The 17,777-nt window shown below is 38.7% G+C and carries 16 protein-coding genes; 11 read left to right on the forward strand and 5 right to left on the reverse strand.

Features of this window, described 5'->3' with window-relative positions:
• The first annotated feature begins 58 nt into the window (after positions 1 to 58).
• Genes bfr through ND812_RS11450 form a run of 4 tightly spaced genes read left to right on the forward strand, consistent with a single transcriptional unit; the run spans position 59 to position 3,171 of the window.
• A complete protein-coding gene (bfr, locus tag ND812_RS11435) occupies positions 59 to 535 on the forward strand; it encodes a bacterioferritin (protein WP_108959277.1) in 477 nt (158 codons plus the stop codon).
• A 26-nt stretch (positions 536 to 561) separates the two neighbouring features.
• A complete protein-coding gene (locus tag ND812_RS11440; protein ID WP_407658543.1) occupies positions 562 to 1,665 on the forward strand; it encodes a THUMP domain-containing class I SAM-dependent RNA methyltransferase in 1,104 nt (367 codons plus the stop codon).
• Complete coding sequence (locus ND812_RS11445) at positions 1,662 to 2,831, forward strand: acetylglutamate kinase (RefSeq protein WP_265375555.1); 1,170 nt, start codon at positions 1,662 to 1,664, stop codon at positions 2,829 to 2,831. The genes ND812_RS11440 and ND812_RS11445 overlap by 4 nt, the downstream gene beginning before the upstream one ends.
• A gap of 1 nt (position 2,832) precedes the next feature.
• Positions 2,833 to 3,171, forward strand: coding sequence for a DCC1-like thiol-disulfide oxidoreductase family protein (locus ND812_RS11450; protein ID WP_265375556.1), 339 nt, complete (start codon positions 2,833 to 2,835; stop codon positions 3,169 to 3,171).
• On the opposite strand, the gene ND812_RS11455 is transcribed toward ND812_RS11450, so the two are convergent.
• The 3 genes from ND812_RS11455 to ND812_RS11465 are packed head-to-tail and all read right to left on the reverse strand — an operon-like array spanning position 3,168 to position 6,030.
• Entirely contained in the window at positions 3,168 to 3,836 is a 669-nt protein-coding gene (locus ND812_RS11455) for an iron-containing redox enzyme family protein (RefSeq protein ID WP_265375557.1), read from the reverse strand. The two genes, ND812_RS11450 and ND812_RS11455, sit on opposite strands and share 4 nt — an antisense overlap.
• Complete coding sequence (locus ND812_RS11460; protein WP_265375558.1) at positions 3,833 to 4,825, reverse strand: D-alanine--D-alanine ligase family protein; 993 nt, start codon at positions 4,823 to 4,825, stop codon at positions 3,833 to 3,835. The genes ND812_RS11455 and ND812_RS11460 overlap by 4 nt, the downstream gene beginning before the upstream one ends.
• Positions 4,822 to 6,030, reverse strand: a complete 1,209-nt coding sequence (locus ND812_RS11465) for a KamA family radical SAM protein (protein WP_265375559.1) — start codon at positions 6,028 to 6,030, stop codon at positions 4,822 to 4,824. Before ND812_RS11465 ends, ND812_RS11460 begins: the two co-directional genes overlap by 4 nt.
• Before the next feature lie 82 nt (positions 6,031 to 6,112).
• Between ND812_RS11465 and ND812_RS11470 the strand changes: the two genes are divergently transcribed.
• Genes ND812_RS11470 through ND812_RS11480 form a run of 3 tightly spaced genes read left to right on the forward strand, consistent with a single transcriptional unit; the run spans position 6,113 to position 8,858 of the window.
• Positions 6,113 to 6,757 (forward strand): HAD family hydrolase, encoded by a 645-nt coding sequence (locus ND812_RS11470; RefSeq protein ID WP_265357860.1) that lies wholly within the window; start codon positions 6,113 to 6,115, stop codon positions 6,755 to 6,757.
• Between the two features lie 34 nt (positions 6,758 to 6,791).
• Positions 6,792 to 7,607, forward strand: a complete 816-nt coding sequence (locus ND812_RS11475) for a GerMN domain-containing protein (protein WP_265375560.1) — start codon at positions 6,792 to 6,794, stop codon at positions 7,605 to 7,607.
• A gap of 57 nt (positions 7,608 to 7,664) precedes the next feature.
• Positions 7,665 to 8,858 (forward strand): GGDEF domain-containing protein, encoded by a 1,194-nt coding sequence (locus tag ND812_RS11480; protein ID WP_265375561.1) that lies wholly within the window; start codon positions 7,665 to 7,667, stop codon positions 8,856 to 8,858.
• Positions 8,859 to 9,041: 183 nt separating this feature from the next.
• On the opposite strand, the gene mqnC is transcribed toward ND812_RS11480, so the two are convergent.
• Positions 9,042 to 10,145, reverse strand: coding sequence for a cyclic dehypoxanthinyl futalosine synthase (gene mqnC, locus ND812_RS11485; RefSeq protein ID WP_265375951.1), 1,104 nt, complete (start codon positions 10,143 to 10,145; stop codon positions 9,042 to 9,044).
• 123 nt (positions 10,146 to 10,268) lie between these two features.
• Between mqnC and ND812_RS11490 the strand changes: the two genes are divergently transcribed.
• Genes ND812_RS11490 through ND812_RS11505 form a run of 4 tightly spaced genes read left to right on the forward strand, consistent with a single transcriptional unit; the run spans position 10,269 to position 16,150 of the window.
• The gene (locus ND812_RS11490; RefSeq protein ID WP_265375562.1) at positions 10,269 to 12,371 is read left to right on the forward strand and encodes a (Fe-S)-binding protein; all 2,103 of its coding nucleotides are present in this window, start codon (positions 10,269 to 10,271) and stop codon (positions 12,369 to 12,371) included.
• Between the two features lie 21 nt (positions 12,372 to 12,392).
• On the forward strand, positions 12,393 to 13,301 hold the full coding sequence (locus ND812_RS11495; protein ID WP_265375563.1) for a FecR family protein: 909 nt from the start codon (positions 12,393 to 12,395) through the stop codon (positions 13,299 to 13,301).
• Positions 13,298 to 14,236 (forward strand): LBF_2017 N-terminal domain-containing protein, encoded by a 939-nt coding sequence (locus ND812_RS11500; protein WP_265375564.1) that lies wholly within the window; start codon positions 13,298 to 13,300, stop codon positions 14,234 to 14,236. The genes ND812_RS11495 and ND812_RS11500 overlap by 4 nt, the downstream gene beginning before the upstream one ends.
• Positions 14,237 to 16,150, forward strand: a complete 1,914-nt coding sequence (locus tag ND812_RS11505; RefSeq protein WP_265375565.1) for a PP2C family protein-serine/threonine phosphatase — start codon at positions 14,237 to 14,239, stop codon at positions 16,148 to 16,150.
• On the opposite strand, the gene ND812_RS11510 is transcribed toward ND812_RS11505, so the two are convergent.
• A complete protein-coding gene (locus tag ND812_RS11510; protein WP_265375566.1) occupies positions 16,151 to 17,740 on the reverse strand; it encodes a peptide chain release factor 3 in 1,590 nt (529 codons plus the stop codon).
• Positions 17,741 to 17,777 lie beyond the last annotated feature (37 nt).

Here is a 17,777-nt window from a genome sequence, read left to right on the forward strand (position 1 = left end):
CCTATTCTATGAAAACCAATTATCTTTCCAATTGAACCGAGAATTTGAGGTTACCCATATGAAGGGAAAAAAAGAAGTAATCGACATATTAGCAGAAGTTCTATCTGCGGAACTCACAGCCATCAATCAGTATTTCATTCACGCAAAATTATGCAAAAACTGGGGATACATGGAACTTGCCGAGTATCTCAGAAAAGAATCCATCGAAGAAATGAAACATGCTGACGAAATCATGGAACGCATTCTCTATTTTGATGGTATCCCTGACTTACAAAAATACATGAAAATCAATGTAGGCCAGACCGTTCCTGAAATGTTACAACATGACTTACAATTGGAATACAATGCTGTAGAACGATTGAACCGAGGGATTGATATTTGTGTGGCAAGTAAAGACAATGGAACAAGAGAACTTTTGGAAAAAATCCTAGTCTCTGAAGAAGAACACATTGATTGGATTGAGACTCAAGTATCACTCATTGAATCCATTGGTTTACAAAACTATTTGGCTCAAAAATTAGGAGATTCGGAATAAAACCTACACATCCCACCTATCATGCCATTTGCGGAGAAGGACTGTCTCCGCTTTTGGAAACGGAAATCCAAACCTTTCATCTTAAAATTAGCAATAACAATCGTGGTGGAGTTTTTTTCTCGGGCAAAAAAGAGGATGTAATCCAATTTGCCATCCATACCAAATTTGCCTCTCGCGTGAATTTGCAACTCCTACATGACAATGCACAAAACTATGACGAATTTTATACCAAGACATCCGAGATCCCATGGGAAAAATACATTGGACCCAATGTGAGTTTTCGTATTGATGCGGAAACCAAAGACAAATTAAAAAATTCAGAATTCACAATGCACCGGACAAAGGATGCGATCCTTGACCGACTTCGTGCGAAAAAAGTCCCTCTACCCGAAATTGAAAAAAGATTAGCTGATATTACCATTGTTGTCAGGTCACATACAGATCGATTTAGCGTCGAACTTTCATTATCTGGCGATCCCGTAGGACGACGTGGTTACAGACTCCATGCAGGAAATGCACCTGTGAGAGAACCCATTGCACAAGCGATGCTCGAGATGTCCAATTGGAAGGAAGGGGAAACTTTAGTTGACCCTATGTGCGGATCAGGCACAGTTCTTATCGAAGCTGCGCTCAGAGAACGCCTGTTTGGTGAAATTAATCGATTTCTTTTTGCAGAATCCCCTATTTTCCAAACTTTATTTCCAACTTATGTTTTCTCAGAACGAAAAAAAGAAAACCCAACATCTCCTCATCTTTTTGGATTTGATATCGACCCAGAAGCAATACGCATTGCAAAAGAAAATGCCTATGAAGCAGGAGTGGAAGATTTCATCAAATTTGAAGTTGCGGATTGTTTAACTCTAAAAAATACATTTGGTACCCAAGGTCATTTGGTCACAAACCCTCCTTATGGTGACCGTATCGGAAAACCAATGGAAGATCTTCGTGAGATGTACTTTCAATTTGGCCGAGTTTTAAAAAATGAATTTGGTGGCTGGAAGTTTACAGTGTTATGTGCTGATTTTTCACTCCTTGGAAAATTTGGTTTAAAAGAAAACAAACACATCACACTCAAACATGCAAATTTAAAGGCAAAAATCGTAGATTATGAATTAAGAGGGGGGAAATGAAGTCAAAGGACATTTTAAGTCGTGTTTTTGAAATCACAAGAGATCCAAGAGATGGACTACTCTTCTTAAAAGAATTCCAATCCCTTTCTCCTGAATCTTTTGCCATTCTTTATGCTGATTCCGAAACCATCTTTGAAAGTTCCGAGGCATTATTTTCTGACTTAAAACTCCTCTACCAATTGGATTTGTTTCCTTTTGTTGTCTTAGAAGAAGATAGTTTTCAATACTTAAAAGTTTTTTTCCCACTCGAACAAATGGGATCCAACCCAAACGATGAAAAGACATTAGGTTTTTCTTATGAAATCATCGCAAGAGAAGAACCACTTCGTGAATCGGTTAAAACTTCCATCCAAAAGAAAAAAATCCCCATCCTACTTTGGAACGATGAAATCGAAAAACTTGAATCCGTCCTAGATCGATGTAGGGCAATTTTACATTCCTCAAAAGTGATCTATGTATCCATCGATGGTCCATTCAAAGATCCAAATTCTGGAAAAGTAAAATCAATCCTACAAATGGAAAATACCTTTCCTGTTCCCAGTGGAGTGACGATTACCGAAAGTCAAAAAGAATTCATCCAACTTTCAGAGGCATTGCTTTCCAAAATTGAGGATCCAAAATTCAGCATTGTTCTCACATCACCTTTCACACTTTTGACGGAACTTTTTACAGTCAAAGGAAGTGGAACACTTGTTAAACGGAAAAACAAAATCCATAAGTTCGAATCCACTGATGGTGTGGATATGGTGCGTCTCTTTCGTTTGATTGAAGAATCATTTGGGAAAAAACTAAAACCAGATTTTTTTCAAAGTAAGTTTGATGTCTTATTTTTGGAAGAATCTTATCGTGCCTGTGCTTGGATGCAAAAAACTGAGTATGGTTATTTACTTTCAAAATTTGCAGTGAATGGTGTGGCACGTGGTGCAGGCGTTGGACGAGACATTTGGGACCAAATTTTAGAACATTGTAGTCCTCTTTTTTGGCGGAGTAAACCTGACAATACAATCAATAAATGGTATATGTCAATTGCTCAAGGCATCGAAAAGGACAGTTCATGGTATTATTATTGGCTCGGTGTGGACCAATCACTCATCCCTGGAATCATATCTCTTTTGAAATCCCAACCAGAAGACTTTGGTCTACCAAATCCATCATCAGAACCATAAAATGAAATTAATTTATGATGGAGACTGTTCCTTTTGTACTCGATTGGCTCATTCTTTGCAAAATCGATCCATCCAACCAATTGACATTGTTTCTTACCATTCTTTGTCTGAAGAGGATTTAAACAAAATCCATCCGCAATTAACATGGGATAAATGCAAAGGGGAAGTACAAATCATCCAGGATGGAAACCGTTTCCCTGGTTTTTTTGGAGTTCGAGTTTTGTTATGGAATGTACGAATCGTTCGGTATTTTGCGTGGATTCTATATTTGCCACTCATTCCTTTTTTAGGAATGTTTGTGATGGTGATTCTAAAAAAATTCAAAAAATCACTTCGTTAATGTTTTCCTTCATCCAAACGAGACAACCCTAAATAAAAATCTTCTCTTGCATCCAAAGCCAATCGGTTCCCTTCCATAACTTGTTTTTTAGATTCATCTGTTAAACAAACAGCTTCAATCAAATCAAACAAACGTTTGCTATGACCTTCGTCTGCATCTAAATTCACCTGAAAAAACTTTCCTTCAGGTAAATTTAATTCTTTTTTCAATTGTTGGTAAGCGTTCGCAATTTGTGAATACTCCAATTTGAGTAAGTATTCGTTGGCAGGTCCAAGAGCACCTAATCCATAATAAAATCCTAAATCTATTACCGATTTCATTTTCTCTAAATAGGTTTTGGTTTCAGGTAAAATTTGATGTTTTGAAAAATCGAAACCAAGTTGTTCTAAAAAATTTATTAGTATCGATACATGTGTCTCGGAAATTTTACCTTCACCCAACTCTTCCCAAATATTTTCAACAAGGACTATTTTGGCTTTTTGGTCTCGTGTATTGGCAGCAACTAACAAAAACCAATCGACAAAACCAATGGATACAAAGTATTCCTGGCTCAGCCAAAGTATTAAATCATCAAAACTCATTTTAATATTTCTTTCTTTTAGCCACTTTGCTTGTAAAACAGAATGTGTTTCCACTTCCCTTTTTAACATTCCAATGAGATTCATACGTTTTGGTCCTTTCCATATTGGTAACGCGGATGAGTTTGGTATTCCTCAAAACCCAAGTTGATACATAATTCTAATAATTCCGAATATAATTTCCCTGTTCTTTCCCATAACATTGGCAAGGTGGAATAGATCTTAGAAAATCCAGGTGTAGCATTCACTTCCAAACAATAAGGTATTTCTCGTTCCAACTTAAAATCGATTCTGATATAACCTGAACTTCCGAGTAAATTAGCAATTTTCAAAGAAGTGGATTCTAATTCCTTTTGGAGGGAAATAGGAACTTCAAAATCCAAGGATTCCAAAAATTCAGATTTTGATTTGATTCCTTCATGGTATATCCCTGTAGGAGTATCCACATAGGCCATGGGTAAAACTTGGTAGTGATTCAAATTTCCAATCACACCAACCGTAAGTTCCCTTCCTGATAAAAATGGTTCTACTAAAAGCGGAGAATGTTCCTTGAGAAACTTTGGAATCCGAATCTCCCATTCACTCAGGTCACGGATCTTATTTGATTCCGAAATTCCCAAACTCGATCCTTCTCCATTGGGTTTCACAAATACAGGAAATTGGAGTTTTGGTTCTGTTTGATATTCTGTCAGTAGTTCTGAATCAGTGACTCGGATACCCAAGGAACGCAAAAAAACTTTGGTTTTGTATTTATCCAAAGTAATAGATTGCACTGCCGCGGAACTCCCAGTATGCGCAATTCCTAAATATTCGCATAACGCAGGTATGTAGGCTTCTCTAGAGGCAGAAGTATAACCTTCCACAAGATTCCACACGATCCAATTTTCCCTGTTTCCCTTTGGAATATTGGAAAGAACAGATGTAATTTCTTTTGGATCCGAAAGTGACACCACATCATACCCTAAGGAATCAATTGTTTTTTCCATATAGGCTATGGTTTCTTCCGATTCCCATTCTTGGGAACGTTGCGGATGGTCCGAATTATAAAGATCACAGGCAAGAATGACGGTTTTCATTCGGCTTGGAATTTCTCCCAATCAGCATCTGAAACAATTGGATAATAAGATTCTTTGTCGGAACCAACTGGCTCAAATGAAAAATGTATTTTTTTAGTCACTGCTGAACGGAAAGCATGTTGTCTAGTTTTTGGATAATAACCTAAATACCAATTTGCACCTATTGTAATTTTGCCACCACCACCAGGAAGATCATTCACAAAATGAGGAATGCCCATTCCGCCAATTTTTCCGCGCATATACTCAACGATTTCGATCCCACGAGCAAGTGGAGTACGAAACCCTCGCGAACCAGGGATGAGCTCAGGGTCATATAGATAATACGCACGAACACGCATTTCCAATAACTTTTTATGAAGGTTGAGCATTATTTCTTCATCATCATTGATACCTTTGAGTAAAACTGCCTGATTCCCAACTGACACCCCAACTTTTAACAGACGTAATATGGCATCCTTAGATTCCTTTGTACATTCCTTTGGATGATTGAATTGGGTATGACAGAAAATTGATAAATTGTCGTCATTATACCTATCAATAATTTTACACAATTCTTCTGTTATGCGAAACGGCAAAGTAACCGGATTTCTTGTCCCGAGTCTACAAATTCGTACATGTGGAATTTGATTCAGCTCATGTAAGATCCACTCAAGCCTTGCATCTGCAAGATTCAATGGGTCTCCTCCACTAATCACTACATCTTCGATTTCAGGATGGTTTCGAATGTAAGCAAATGCAGCTTCTAAATCTGCCTTTTCCATCCTTTCCCCATTGGAAGATACTTTTCTCCCTCGCATACAATGGCGACAGTACACACTGCATGAATGGTTTGAGAACAGAAGGACTCGATTCGGATACATATGAGTGAGCCCACGAACAGGGCTTAGCCGTTCCTCATCCAATGGATCGGAACTTTCTTCTAAAGAAAATACTGCTTCTTCCGCAGTGGGAACAATCATCCTTCTTATGGGACAGTTTGGGTCAGTGGGATCAGATAAAGATAAATAATAAGGTGTAGTCGAAACTAGTAACCGGATGGTTTGTTGGATCCCAATCCGTTCTGATTCAGTGAGTAAAAAATAACGAGAAAGTTCCTCCCCTTTCACTCGGTTTTGCAACTGTGATGTGGGATCAGTCCAAATTGTCCTGGAAAACAATTCTTCTCTGGCCCGAAGAACTTCTGATAAACTGTTTTGCACGAGCATAAGATTTTATTCCTTACTTGCCAACAGACCACCAAATTCTTTTCTGGTGGTAATGCAAGAAAACCGCTTGGGGGAAATCCGTATGGTCGCCTTCGATGTCGACGGGACCTTATTTTCCTCAGAATCCATAATCTTTAAGACGTATGTGCAGGCAATCGAAGAGTTTGCAAAGAAAACGGGAAAAATTACATCCCTACCCACACACGATCAGATCATCAATGAAATTGGAAAACCAGTGCGGACTATTTTTGCAAACCTTCTCCCTTCCTTACCAGAATCCGAACGAGATTCGATTTCAGCCAGGGTTTTAGATTTACTATGTGATTCCATCCGCAGTGGTGGTGGGGATTTTTACGCTGGTGTCGGTTCTACCATTCATTACCTAAAAGAAAAAGGTTATACCATTACTTGCGCATCCAATGGTCGAAAACCTTATATCGAAACCGTTCTCGATACAGCTGGTGTTTTACAATACTTTGAACCCATTGTTGTGATCAACCAAGAGACCATCCACACCAAAGGTGAAATTTTAGCAGAGTATGTACGCAAATACAGTTTAGAGCCAAATTCCATTGCAATGATCGGAGATCGGTTCAGTGACTGGGAAGCGGCAAGGCAAAATGGATGCCCTTTTGGTTTTTGCACCTATGGTCATGGAGTTCCAGGCGAAATCCCAGATTTTGATTGGAAATTCGACGATTTAACGAATTTAAAACAATTTTTTTAAATTCGAAAATCAATACAATTCCGACATTGATAGTGTGGCGGTACATCCCCAAATCCAAGAAGACAAATGGAAATCATTACGCTATTTCCTTGGCGGGATCTTCTTTGTACTCGTTCTCATTGAAAAGTCTATGGGCTTTGATCCGAAGGTTTCAGGAAATTTTTTTCCGAAACAAGGTTTTCGCAATCTCGGAAAACAAGTTGAAAAAACAAAATTTGCCGAACCAGTAGACCCTTTCCAAAGTGAAACCTTTGAAGATGATTTAAATTGGGAAGAAGAAGTCTTCAACCATTCCTACCCAACAAATCCAAAGTCCACCAAACAAACAAAAGTCGTCGATGAGACCATTCCTGAAATCACCCTCCCTGAAGACAGGTTCCCTGGTGCAGGAAAAAGAATCAGTGCTGAACCTGGTTACCTTCCTGTGTACTTTCTCAAGTTTTATGGTTCTGGTAAAAATAGCCAATCCCAACTTGTAAAACTTACCCGCGAATTTCCTGGCGGGGATCCAATTGTATTTTTATTCCAAGAACTCACTAAAGGCCCCACAGCAACAGAAAAATCGAAAGGTGTGCTTTCTGCACTTACCAAAAAAATCCGAATTGAACCAAACTACCGTTTAGAAAATGGAATCTTACACCTTTCCATTTCGGAAGATTTGAATTCTGGTGGGAGTATGGAAATCTTAAAAGACCGATTGGACCAAATCACCTTTACCTATGTAGGGAATTTCGGAATCCAAGGAGTTGTACTATACTCGAATGGCGAAAGGATCCGTACTTTGGGAAGTGATGGTATGTCCTTACCGGATGTCTTAGCCAAAACACAACGAAACGTGATTTTGTTCTAACCCACTAAATGGTTTACAACGAAACGACAAACTGTATTCTCAAGATTGGTTTCCAACATGCGTAGGTACACATTCAAACGATACGGTTTTGTGTTGCGTAAATTATTTTTACGACCCTACCACCCAGACTTTATCTCCACAAATTTAGATGATATTGCATCCTCCTTACAAATATTCAGTGTGATGACTGCGGTCACATCCATCATCTCATTGCTCTTTGTGGACTCACTTGTGAGGACAAAGGAAGCTAGTTTTTGGATCGCATTTTTTCGAATTTCATCCCTTGCGATTTGTTTTTCCGTTTACCTCTTAGCAAAAAGGGGAATCAAACAATACCAAAAACAAATCCTAGGAATCACAAGTCTTGTTCTCATTGGACTCGTAACTCTTTATATCCCGATGATGGTTTTTGATAATCCCAATCATGCCTATTACCTATTTGGTTCTGCCATCGTGATTGCAGGTGCTTCCATCTTACTCTGGTTAGAACCGATTCGAATTTGTATCCTCTCTTTGATTTATATTTCCATTTTTATCCCTCTTCATTTGAATTTTTCCCGTATCCAAGGATTTGATCGTTATTTTTTCTACCAAGATGTTCTCATTGTTTCCTTTTTGTTAGCCTTTGGGATTGTTGCAAACTTTCTCATCAATTACTGGAGATTTGAAGAGTATCGGGTCAAAGAAAAACTCCACATAACAGTGGGTAAACTCCTTCGTATCAACCAGAAAATTGAAGATTTGTCTCGTGTAGATTCGATGACAGAACTTTTTAACAGAAGGCATCTATTAGAACAATTTGATCTGTATAAAAAAAGATCACACCGTGATGGATTTGTGATTGGTCTTGTGATATTGGATTTGGACAAACTTAAAACCATTAACGATCGTTATGGACACAAACAAGGTGACATTGCCATCCAAGCATTTGCCAAAACGTTAAAATCCAGGACTCGTATTACAGACATTGCCGCAAGGATTGGAGGAGATGAGTTTTGTTTGTTAGTATCTCCCATCGATAAAGAGGGACTCCATACCTTAACAGAATCCATTCGGGAAAAAATGGAAGAATTACAAATTCCCATCTACAACGACCCGAACGAATCCCTTACTTTAACGGTATCGATCGGTGGAACTCTCTTCCACCCGGAAGATGATCCCAGTTTTGATGAACTCTACCATAAAATTGATACGGCTCTTTACACCTCCAAAAATGAAGGCCGAAACCGAATCACACTCCTAGAAATGTAAAAAAATGATCGACGGAAATGGGATTCGAATCTAACCTTACAAATGAGACTGATTCTCAGTTTATGTCCATTACGGATAAGGTGTAAAACTTAGGAGATGGGGAAAGATCCCCATCTTTTTTTTTAAACAAAGTTGGGATCCTCACATTCGTCTACGGTGTTGTAACTTCAAATCCGACTGAATTCATACAAGTTCTAGTGGAGAGCTGACGTCTTCGTAATCGAGGTTTCTGCGGACTGGACGAAATCCCCCTTCTTGCAAAAACTTCCTCGCTTCCTTTTCTGTTTTTAATCCAAACGACCTGAGGACATTTTCTTCGATCACAACAGAGGAGATATCATCTGCTCCTGAATACAAAGCAAGTTGGCCCACACCTTTTCCAAGCACCATTACGGATGTTTCGATATGAGGAATATTATCGAGGAAGATTCTGCAAATTCCGAGAACTTTTAGGTATTCGTGTGTCGGAACAGGCCTTACTGTAAACCGTTTGGTCTGTGGTTGGAAAGTCCAAGGGATAAAGGACAAAAATCCACCCGTCCGGTCATGTAAATCTCGCACTACTTGTAAGTGTTCGATGACTTCCTCTTCTGTTTCTTCCGATCCAAAGACAATATTGGCAGATCCTTTGAGGCCTACTTCATGGCAGGTTTCCATCGCTCGTACCCATTCCGCTACTGAGGCTTTTTTCGGAGAAATGATTTGGCGCATCCTTTCGGTAAGGATTTCAGCACCAGCCCCAGGCACAGAATCAAGGCCGGCTTCCTTTAGGATTTGTAACACTTCCCGCAAAGGTTTTCCTGTAATGGTTTCTAAATTGATCACTTCCACGGGTGAAAACGCACGGATATGCATCTTCGGGTATTTTGCCTTCACGGTTCGGATCACATCCAGGTAATAATCAAAGGGAAGTTCTGGGTAAACCCCTCCTTGTAAGAACATTTGGTCAGCGCCTTCTTCGACTGCGTAGTCCATCTTTTGTAAGATGTCCTCTTTGGAGAGAACGTAACCTTTTCCATTTCCAATTTCATCCATAAAGGAACAAAAACTGCACTCTACATTGCAATAATTAGTATAATTCACCACCCGAAACATGGTATAACTGGCTTCCGTATGGGGCCTAACCTTCTCCCGAAGGTACCGGGCTACCATCTGGATTTTTAGAAAGTCTCCTTCCTTGTACAATACGAGAGCCTCACTGGGAGAGATTCGTTTGCCGTCCACTGCTTTGAGTAGGACAACATCGGCTGGGTCATTTGGGTTCAGGGAAAAAGAGGACAAGTTCATATCTCTACCTACTTGGACAGGAAATCTTCTGACATATCCCTGTAAAAACCGAATTTTCCTGGACATTGATTTTTCTATAGAAATCCTAGGAAATAACCAAACACCTTAAGGGCATAAATATAAATGGATATCGGAAGAATTCTCTTTCACCTATTATTCACAGCTTTTTTCGTCGTGGCAAACGTAGTGTTTGTCCGCGCTATCCTTTTCAGGCTCGGATTGATCTTCAATGGTCGTCCTGCATTTTTTAATGAAGATGCAAAAAAGAACCTAAACATCGGATTCCGTTTAAAAAGTTTTTTCCTAAACGTAATCTTACAAAAAAAGAACTTCCGTGAACCAGTACGTGGGATCATGCATGCGTTTGTTTTTTATGGATTTATCGTCTATACGATCCATACAACAAGCCAAATGATCGCAGGTGTATTTGGATATGCAATGGAAGATCCTTACCAATTTGCACTTCCAAATTTCTTATTTGGTGAAGCAGCTAATCATATTTACGAACAAGCAGTCAACTACGTATCCATTTTAGTGTTAACTGGTCTTGGGTTTTTTGCTTGGAGACGTTGGATCAAAAAAGCCAAAGGTCTCGATGTTCACTCACCTGCTTCTGCCATCGTCATCAGCATGATTGCCACTCTTATGGTTACGACGTTACTTGGAAATGGTGCCAAAACGGTTGCAGCAACTTACTACACACATGCTGGATTCATCGATGGTGCGATTGGAAAACTTTGGGAATCAGTGGGAGTGGCAAACTCTTCTGCGGATATCGTTTTCCAAATTATGTGGTGGGGCCACATCATCACTGTATTCTCTTTTATGTTGTATGTTCCTACTTCGAAACATGCTCACTTAATCTTTGCTCCGTTTAACTACTTCCTTGCAACTGACACTCCGAAAGGCCAACTTTCCAAACTCAATTTGGATGATGAAAATGCTGTTTGGGGATCCAACCGAGTGGAAGACTTCCCTTGGCCAAACCTCCTCGATGGTATGTCTTGTATTGAATGTGGTCGTTGCCAAGTGGAATGCCCTGCCAACAGAACTGGTAAGGTATTAAATCCAAAAGCCATCATTGTGGAACTCAAACACCAGATGTTGGAAAAAATGCCAGAAGTAGCAGCTGCACGTGCAGGTAAATCTCCTGAAGAAGCAGCGGAAGCTGTTGCAGCACTTGATACAGGTGTGATCAACTCTCACGAGGGCCTTAGTGAAGAAGCTCTTTGGGGATGTACAACTTGTTATGCGTGTGTAGAAGCATGCCCTGTTGGAAACAACCAAGTAAACGCCATCATTGAAATGCGCCGCCACTTAGTTCTTGCAGAATCCAAAATGAGCCCTGAGCTTCAAAAAGCATTCACAAACATGGAAAACAATTCGAATCCATGGGGTGTGGGCGCTCACACTCGTGCAGACTGGGCAGAAGGATTAAATGTAAAAGTTCTTTCAGAAGCAGAAGACAAAAACGTAGACGTACTCTATTGGGTAGGTTGTGCGGGTGCTTTTGATGAGAGAAATAAAAAGATCTCTCGTGACTTCGTAAAAATCATGCAAAAAGCAGATGTTAACTTTGGTATCCTTGGAACAGAAGAAGGATGTTCGGGAGACTCAGCTCGCCGTGGTGGGAACGAATACCTATACCAAACACTAGCACAAACAAACGTGGACACAATCAACGGATACGGTATCAAAAAAATCGTAACTGCTTGCCCACATTGTTATAACACCATCAAAAACGAATACCCACAATTTGGTGGAAACTTCGAAGTCATCCACCACTCGGAATACATCAACCAACTTTCCAAAGAAGGTAAAATCGATGTGAAAGTGGCTGATGATGCAAACACTGGTAAGTATACTTACCACGACTCTTGTTACATCGGACGTTATAATAATAATTACGACAACCCTCGTGATGTTGTGAAAAAAGTATCCGGTGGAAAAATTGAAGAAGCGGTCGACCATCACTCCAAAGGACTTTGTTGTGGTGCGGGTGGTGCGCAGTACTGGATGGAAGAACACGTGGATGAATCCAACCCAGAAAGTATGCGAGTGAATAGCAAACGTACAGGACAACTCCTCGATACAGGTGCTACTACCATTGCTACTGCTTGTCCATTCTGTATCACAATGATCACAGATGGTGTAAAAGCTGCGGAAAAAATTGATTCCGTAAAAGTAAAAGATATCGCGGAACTAGTCGCAGAAAACATCGACTAACAGTTAAAAAAGGGGAATTAGATGAAACAAATCCATTTCCCCTTTTTTCGATTCTTCACAAGTCCAAAAAAGTGTAACGCCGGTTACTCTTTTTTGGATTTTTTATTTCTCATCAATCTATCTGAACTTTCAGTTATCATCCATTCTCTCTTTGTATTTAGCTTTCTTTTTCCTATTTCAGAATCCTTTGCTGATTCAAAAAAACAAATCATTCAACCGAACCAAGATGATGGAATCACCATCATTGTAGAAAAAGGACAAACCTTAAGTATCATTTCCAAAACCTATTTGGATGATCCTAGGAAATGGAAAGAACTTCTCAAATCCAACCAAATTGATAATCCAAATCTCATCATTCCTGGAATGAAGTTGTGGATTCCAAAAAGTTTGGGGAAAAAACCACTCGCCGACTTACAACGGTTTACTGGAACTACTGAAGTTTTAAAAATCTCACAAAAACAAAATGATTGGGCAAAAGCAAAAAATGGCGATGGACTGTATGCAAAAGACGAAGTGAGAACACTCAAAGAATCAGAAGCACAGTTTGTTTTTTTATCTGGTTCTCGCTTCGAAATCACTGAAAATAGCCACGTTATTATGGAACGTGGAAAATCAGAAACTGAACCGGATGAAATTTTTTTAAGACAAGGTCGAATCCGTTCTTTGATTCCTAAAACCACAAATCCTAACCAAAAGATGTTTTTACTCAAAACTGAATCTGCTGAATCTGTTGTCAAAGGAACTGATTTTCTAACGGAAGTGGATCCGAATGGAAATACCACTCTAAGTTGTTACGAAGGAAGTGTTGCAGTCACCGCAGAAAAAGTAACAGTGCTTGTTAACTCAGGGTATGCAACGTATGTCGAAAAGGGAAAACCACCTGTAAAACCATTCCCAGTTCCCGATCCTCCAATTCCAGAAAACAAATGAATTTCGGTTTTTTAAGGATCAAATCCACTCGCATCCGTATCCTACTATTCTTTTTATGTTTCACATGCCATTTTCAATTACAGGCAAAACAGATCCAATTCTCACTGGTTCCAGACCGCGAAGACATCATTCAATATGAAATAGAACTTTGGAAAACCGAGGAACTGGGTGACGAAATTCCCTTTCGAGTATTGGCAAATCCAGGACCCATAAGTTTATTCATTCCAGATGGATATGAATTTTTCCGCATCAGAGCAATCGCCAAACGAAAAGTAAGAGGGTTTTGGACCGAGTTGTACAAGGTGGCATTGTTTGGGAAAAAACCAAAACCTATTACCAAACCGATTGCAAAAATTCCAGTGAAAACGGATGTCCTCGTTCCCATTGAGTCAAGGGAAGGAAAACCTGAGTTATTTCTCACAACCAATCAAATTACAATTGTTCCTACTTCTGTAGAGAAAAAGATTCGAATCCAATACAGAATCAATGGTGGCCCTTGGCAAACGACAACATCTCCCCTCTTAAATTTCTCAAAAGATGGCAATTACCGATTGGAATACAAAGTGACAAATGAACTTGGAATTTCCGATGGAATGCAAGTTTGGGAATTTAAAGTTGATACAAAACCACCTGTCACAACGTATTCTTTTTTAGATCCACCATTCCAAAAAAAAGGAACCACCTTTATCTCTTCGAAAAATGGATTATTACTCCATTCTTCTGATGAAGGATCTGGTCTTTCTAACATTCGTTACAGAACCTCTTGTGGTGATGACCAAGTTTCCGATTACAATGTATGGTTAGAGTCCTCTTGGATGGAAATCCTTTCTGGTTGTGATAAAAATATCCTCTTAGAAATCAGCGCTGTCGACCGCTTAGGAAATGAAGAAGTCCCAAAACAAATTATCATTCAAACTCAAAAAAAGGCAAAGTAAATGGAGACTCTCCTCAATCGGGTATGGAGTTTCGTTTCGAATTTTGTTTTTGTCATTCGATCATTATCCTTTGCTAAACTCTTTTTATCCTTAGTTTTGTTCATCTTACTTCCTTATGCTCTACTCATTGGAAGGATGATTTATGTGGAATACAAAGAAGCATTGGATTGGAACCAAAGGTTCCAGTTAATTCGCATTCAACTTTTAGCAATCGATATAGAAAATCAAATCAGAAACCAAATTCAGAATGAATTTTCAAACCCAACAAGAGATTTAATCTCTTTCAAACAATCGTCTGATTTAAATCAGTTTTGTTCGAATGATTTAAACTTGTTCCAAAAAAATTCTTCTTTCCAATTGATATCTTGTGCACATTCAAATCCAGTTACTTCTTATTTTTTAATCACAGATAAAAAAAGAATGTATCTTTATCCTACTGTATTCATTGAAGAAGCGTTACTTGATTCTTCTTTTAGTGATCCGAATGAAGGATTGTTTTTATTAAATCAAAATGGAGAATTTGGAATTTCAGGATTTATTGAAGATAATTTTTTAGTGTCAGAAGAGTGGAAAGAAAAAGCAAAATCTTCCTTACAATCAAATTCCAATTTACCAACATTAAAAGAAGTCGAGAAAGATGATTTAGGTTTTTTTCTGGTTGGTGTTCCTCTTTATGGACTTCCCATCCACCTATTCGTTGTCAGCCCCATTAACCTTGTATTACAGCCAATTATCTCTTCTTTAAAAACCAATATCTCAACCTTAGTGGGTATATTATTCTTCACATTTCTTTTTTCCATTTTCATTTCACTGAGAGAAATTGAATCCAAACAAAAACTAAAATTAATCTTAAACGAATACCCTCATGCTGCGATTCTTTACGACTCCTTAGGAAATGTAATTCTCGAAAACCCATTCATTGAAGAAAAACTACAAGTATCAGATGTTTATATTTACCAAGAACCTTTAGTAAATTGGTTAAAAACAGAAGTATCTGAATTTTTAAGAGAAATCAAAGAACAAAATGATCGTACACAAGAATTACGAAAAGAGGAATTAGAGGTATTTGTCAAAGATGGATCTACCATACTCCTAGAAATCACCTACCAAATTTGGTTCTTAGAACAAAACAATCAATTCGCAAGTGGTGCATTGATACTGATACAAAATATAACGAAAAAAAGATTAGAATTTGAAAAAGAGATGGAATATGCAAAGGATTTACAAAAAAAATACCTTCCATCACAGATTCTAATTTTTCCAAAATTAGATTATGAAATCCTATATAGACCTCTCATCCAGGTTGGTGGTGATTATTATGATTATATTGATTTAGGAGATAATCGATATATTTTTGCTTTAGGAGATGTGATTGGGCATGGAGTGAAAGCAGCCATGATGATGACAGTACTCAAGGTTTTATTCCATCAAATTGCAAAAACAGAAACAGATCCCAAAAATATTTTATTAAAAATGAATGAAGGTGTAAGCACTCATTTCCCTGACCCATACGCATTTGTTCCATTTTTGTTCTTACTTTTTGATTTGAATCTAAATAAAGTATATTATGGAAACGCAGGCCATCCAGGCATGCTCCACTATAGCGATGGTCAATTCCATTGTTATGAAAAACTAAATCCCATGTTCGGGATGATACCTAAACTCGATCCCAAAATATTGGAATTTCCCATCCTGACAGGGGATCGATTTTATTTATTCACTGATGGTTTAAAAGATGTGGAAAATAAAAATCAGGAAAAATTGTGGGAAGCGGAATTACTCAAATTTTTTGGACAAATGACAACAAACCACATGTCATTCGTCAAACAAGAATTAGATTTTAAAATTAGATCTTACTCGGAAGGAAAAGAATTATTAGATGATATCACTTGGATTGGAATTGATATCATCTAATTAATTTTCTAGTGGTGGATTGTCTAATAACTCAATCCCTTCATTATTTTTATGGAAATAATTCATATCCCACTCTGTATCAAACAATAAAGCCATATTCCCGAATAAATCTTCTACCAAATTTGCATTTGATGGTATTTTAGGTCGGTCTTCTTTTTTTACCCAACGAGAAATTCCATAGGGGAGAATATTGATCGATGTGTCGGCACCGTATTCATCCTTTAACCTTCTTTGGAACACTTCAAATTGTAATTTTCCCATGGCTCCGATAATTGGAACACCACCACCTATCGTTCGTGATGTGAATAAATGCAAAATTCCTTCTTCTGCTAATTGATCCAAACCCTTTTTGAAAGATTTTAACTGTAAGGTATCTTTACAAGATATGGTTGCAAACAGTTCTGGCGCAAAACTTGGCAGTGGTCTAAGTGGTGGTGTATTTCCAGTCGAAAGAACATCGCCAATTTTATAGGTTCCTGGATTTACGAGTCCAATAATGTCACCTGGGTATGCCAAATCGACAGTGTTCCTGTCTTGTCCAAAAAATGCAAAACTAGAGGACAATTTAACAGGTTTGTCTAAACGGTTATGATTTACGTTTAATCCACGTTCAAAAACACCTGAACAAATTCGTAAAAATGCGATTCGGTCACGGTGTGCCTTATTCATATTCGCTTGTACTTTGAACACAAATGCACTAAAAGGAGCATTCACAGGATCTAAGTAATTTCCATCCCGTAGGGGAATATGATCAGGCCCTGGGGCTAATTCCAAAAATTTATTTAAAAATAACTCTATCCCAAAATTGTTTACTGCGGATCCAAAATACACAGGAGTTTCGTTTCCAAGTAAAAAAGAGTTTTTGTCCACTTGGCCAATTCCATTTTCCACGAGGTCAATTTGTTCACGGAAAGCTTTTACAATTTCTTCATCGAACTGTTTGTCGAGACTCGGATCATTGGGCCCAGCCATCCGAAAACCAGCCTTCTGTTTTCCCCCTGGGGTTCGATCAAATAGATACAACTGTGCATCCCGCAAATCATAAACGCCCTTAAAATCAAAACCTGTTCCGAGCGGCCAAACATCGGGAACTGCTTTGATTCCGAGGACTTTTTCGATCTCATCCAAAAGGGCGTATAAATCCTTTGTGGGTCTGTCCATTTTATTGATGAAGGTGATGATGGGAATGCCACGGTCACGGCAAACTCGGAATAACTTGATGGTTTGTGGTTCGACCCCCTTTCCGGCATCTAACACCATAACAGCGGTATCTGCTGCCATAAGGGTTCTGTAGGTATCTTCCGAAAAGTCTTCGTGGCCTGGTGTGTCTAATAAATTGAGAATATGACCTTTGTATTCAAATTGTAAGGCTGCAGAGGTAATGGAGATTCCTCTTTCTTTTTCCATTGCCATCCAGTCTGAAGTGGCTGATTTCCCTTCTTTTTTCGCTTTCACAGCCCCTGCGAGTTGGATCGCACCTCCGTAAAGGAGCAATTTTTCGGTGAGGGTTGTTTTTCCCGCGTCGGGGTGAGCGATGATCGCGAAGGTTTTCCGACGTTTGACTTCTTTTTCGATGGTATCAGGGGACATAATGACTATTCCATATTGCCTAAATTAGCGATTCTGT

This window comes from Leptospira limi (genome assembly GCF_026151395.1).
In the GTDB taxonomy this organism is placed as follows: Bacteria; Spirochaetota; Leptospiria; order Leptospirales; family Leptospiraceae; genus Leptospira_A; species Leptospira_A limi.

Bases quoted from the DNA above. Each gene is read 5' to 3' on its own strand.
- bfr (WP_108959277.1), top strand. From the start codon at position 59: ATGAAGGGAAAAAAAGAAGTAATCGACATATTAGCAGAAGTTCTATCT.
- ND812_RS11465 (WP_265375559.1), bottom strand. From the start codon at position 6,030: ATGCTCGTGCAAAACAGTTTATCAGAAGTTCTTCGGGCCAGAGAAGAA.
- ND812_RS11470 (WP_265357860.1), top strand. From the start codon at position 6,113: ATGGTCGCCTTCGATGTCGACGGGACCTTATTTTCCTCAGAATCCATA.
- ND812_RS11495 (WP_265375563.1), top strand. From the start codon at position 12,393: ATGAAACAAATCCATTTCCCCTTTTTTCGATTCTTCACAAGTCCAAAA.
- ND812_RS11510 (WP_265375566.1), bottom strand. From the start codon at position 17,740: ATGTCCCCTGATACCATCGAAAAAGAAGTCAAACGTCGGAAAACCTTC.
- ND812_RS11490 (WP_265375562.1), top strand. From the start codon at position 10,269: ATGGATATCGGAAGAATTCTCTTTCACCTATTATTCACAGCTTTTTTC.
- ND812_RS11500 (WP_265375564.1), top strand. From the start codon at position 13,298: ATGAATTTCGGTTTTTTAAGGATCAAATCCACTCGCATCCGTATCCTA.
- ND812_RS11460 (WP_265375558.1), bottom strand. From the start codon at position 4,825: ATGAAAACCGTCATTCTTGCCTGTGATCTTTATAATTCGGACCATCCG.
- ND812_RS11455 (WP_265375557.1), bottom strand. From the start codon at position 3,836: ATGAATCTCATTGGAATGTTAAAAAGGGAAGTGGAAACACATTCTGTT.
- mqnC (WP_265375951.1), bottom strand. From the start codon at position 10,145: ATGAACTTGTCCTCTTTTTCCCTGAACCCAAATGACCCAGCCGATGTT.
- ND812_RS11450 (WP_265375556.1), top strand. From the start codon at position 2,833: ATGAAATTAATTTATGATGGAGACTGTTCCTTTTGTACTCGATTGGCT.
- ND812_RS11445 (WP_265375555.1), top strand. From the start codon at position 1,662: ATGAAGTCAAAGGACATTTTAAGTCGTGTTTTTGAAATCACAAGAGAT.
- ND812_RS11505 (WP_265375565.1), top strand. From the start codon at position 14,237: ATGGAGACTCTCCTCAATCGGGTATGGAGTTTCGTTTCGAATTTTGTT.
- ND812_RS11480 (WP_265375561.1), top strand. From the start codon at position 7,665: ATGCGTAGGTACACATTCAAACGATACGGTTTTGTGTTGCGTAAATTA.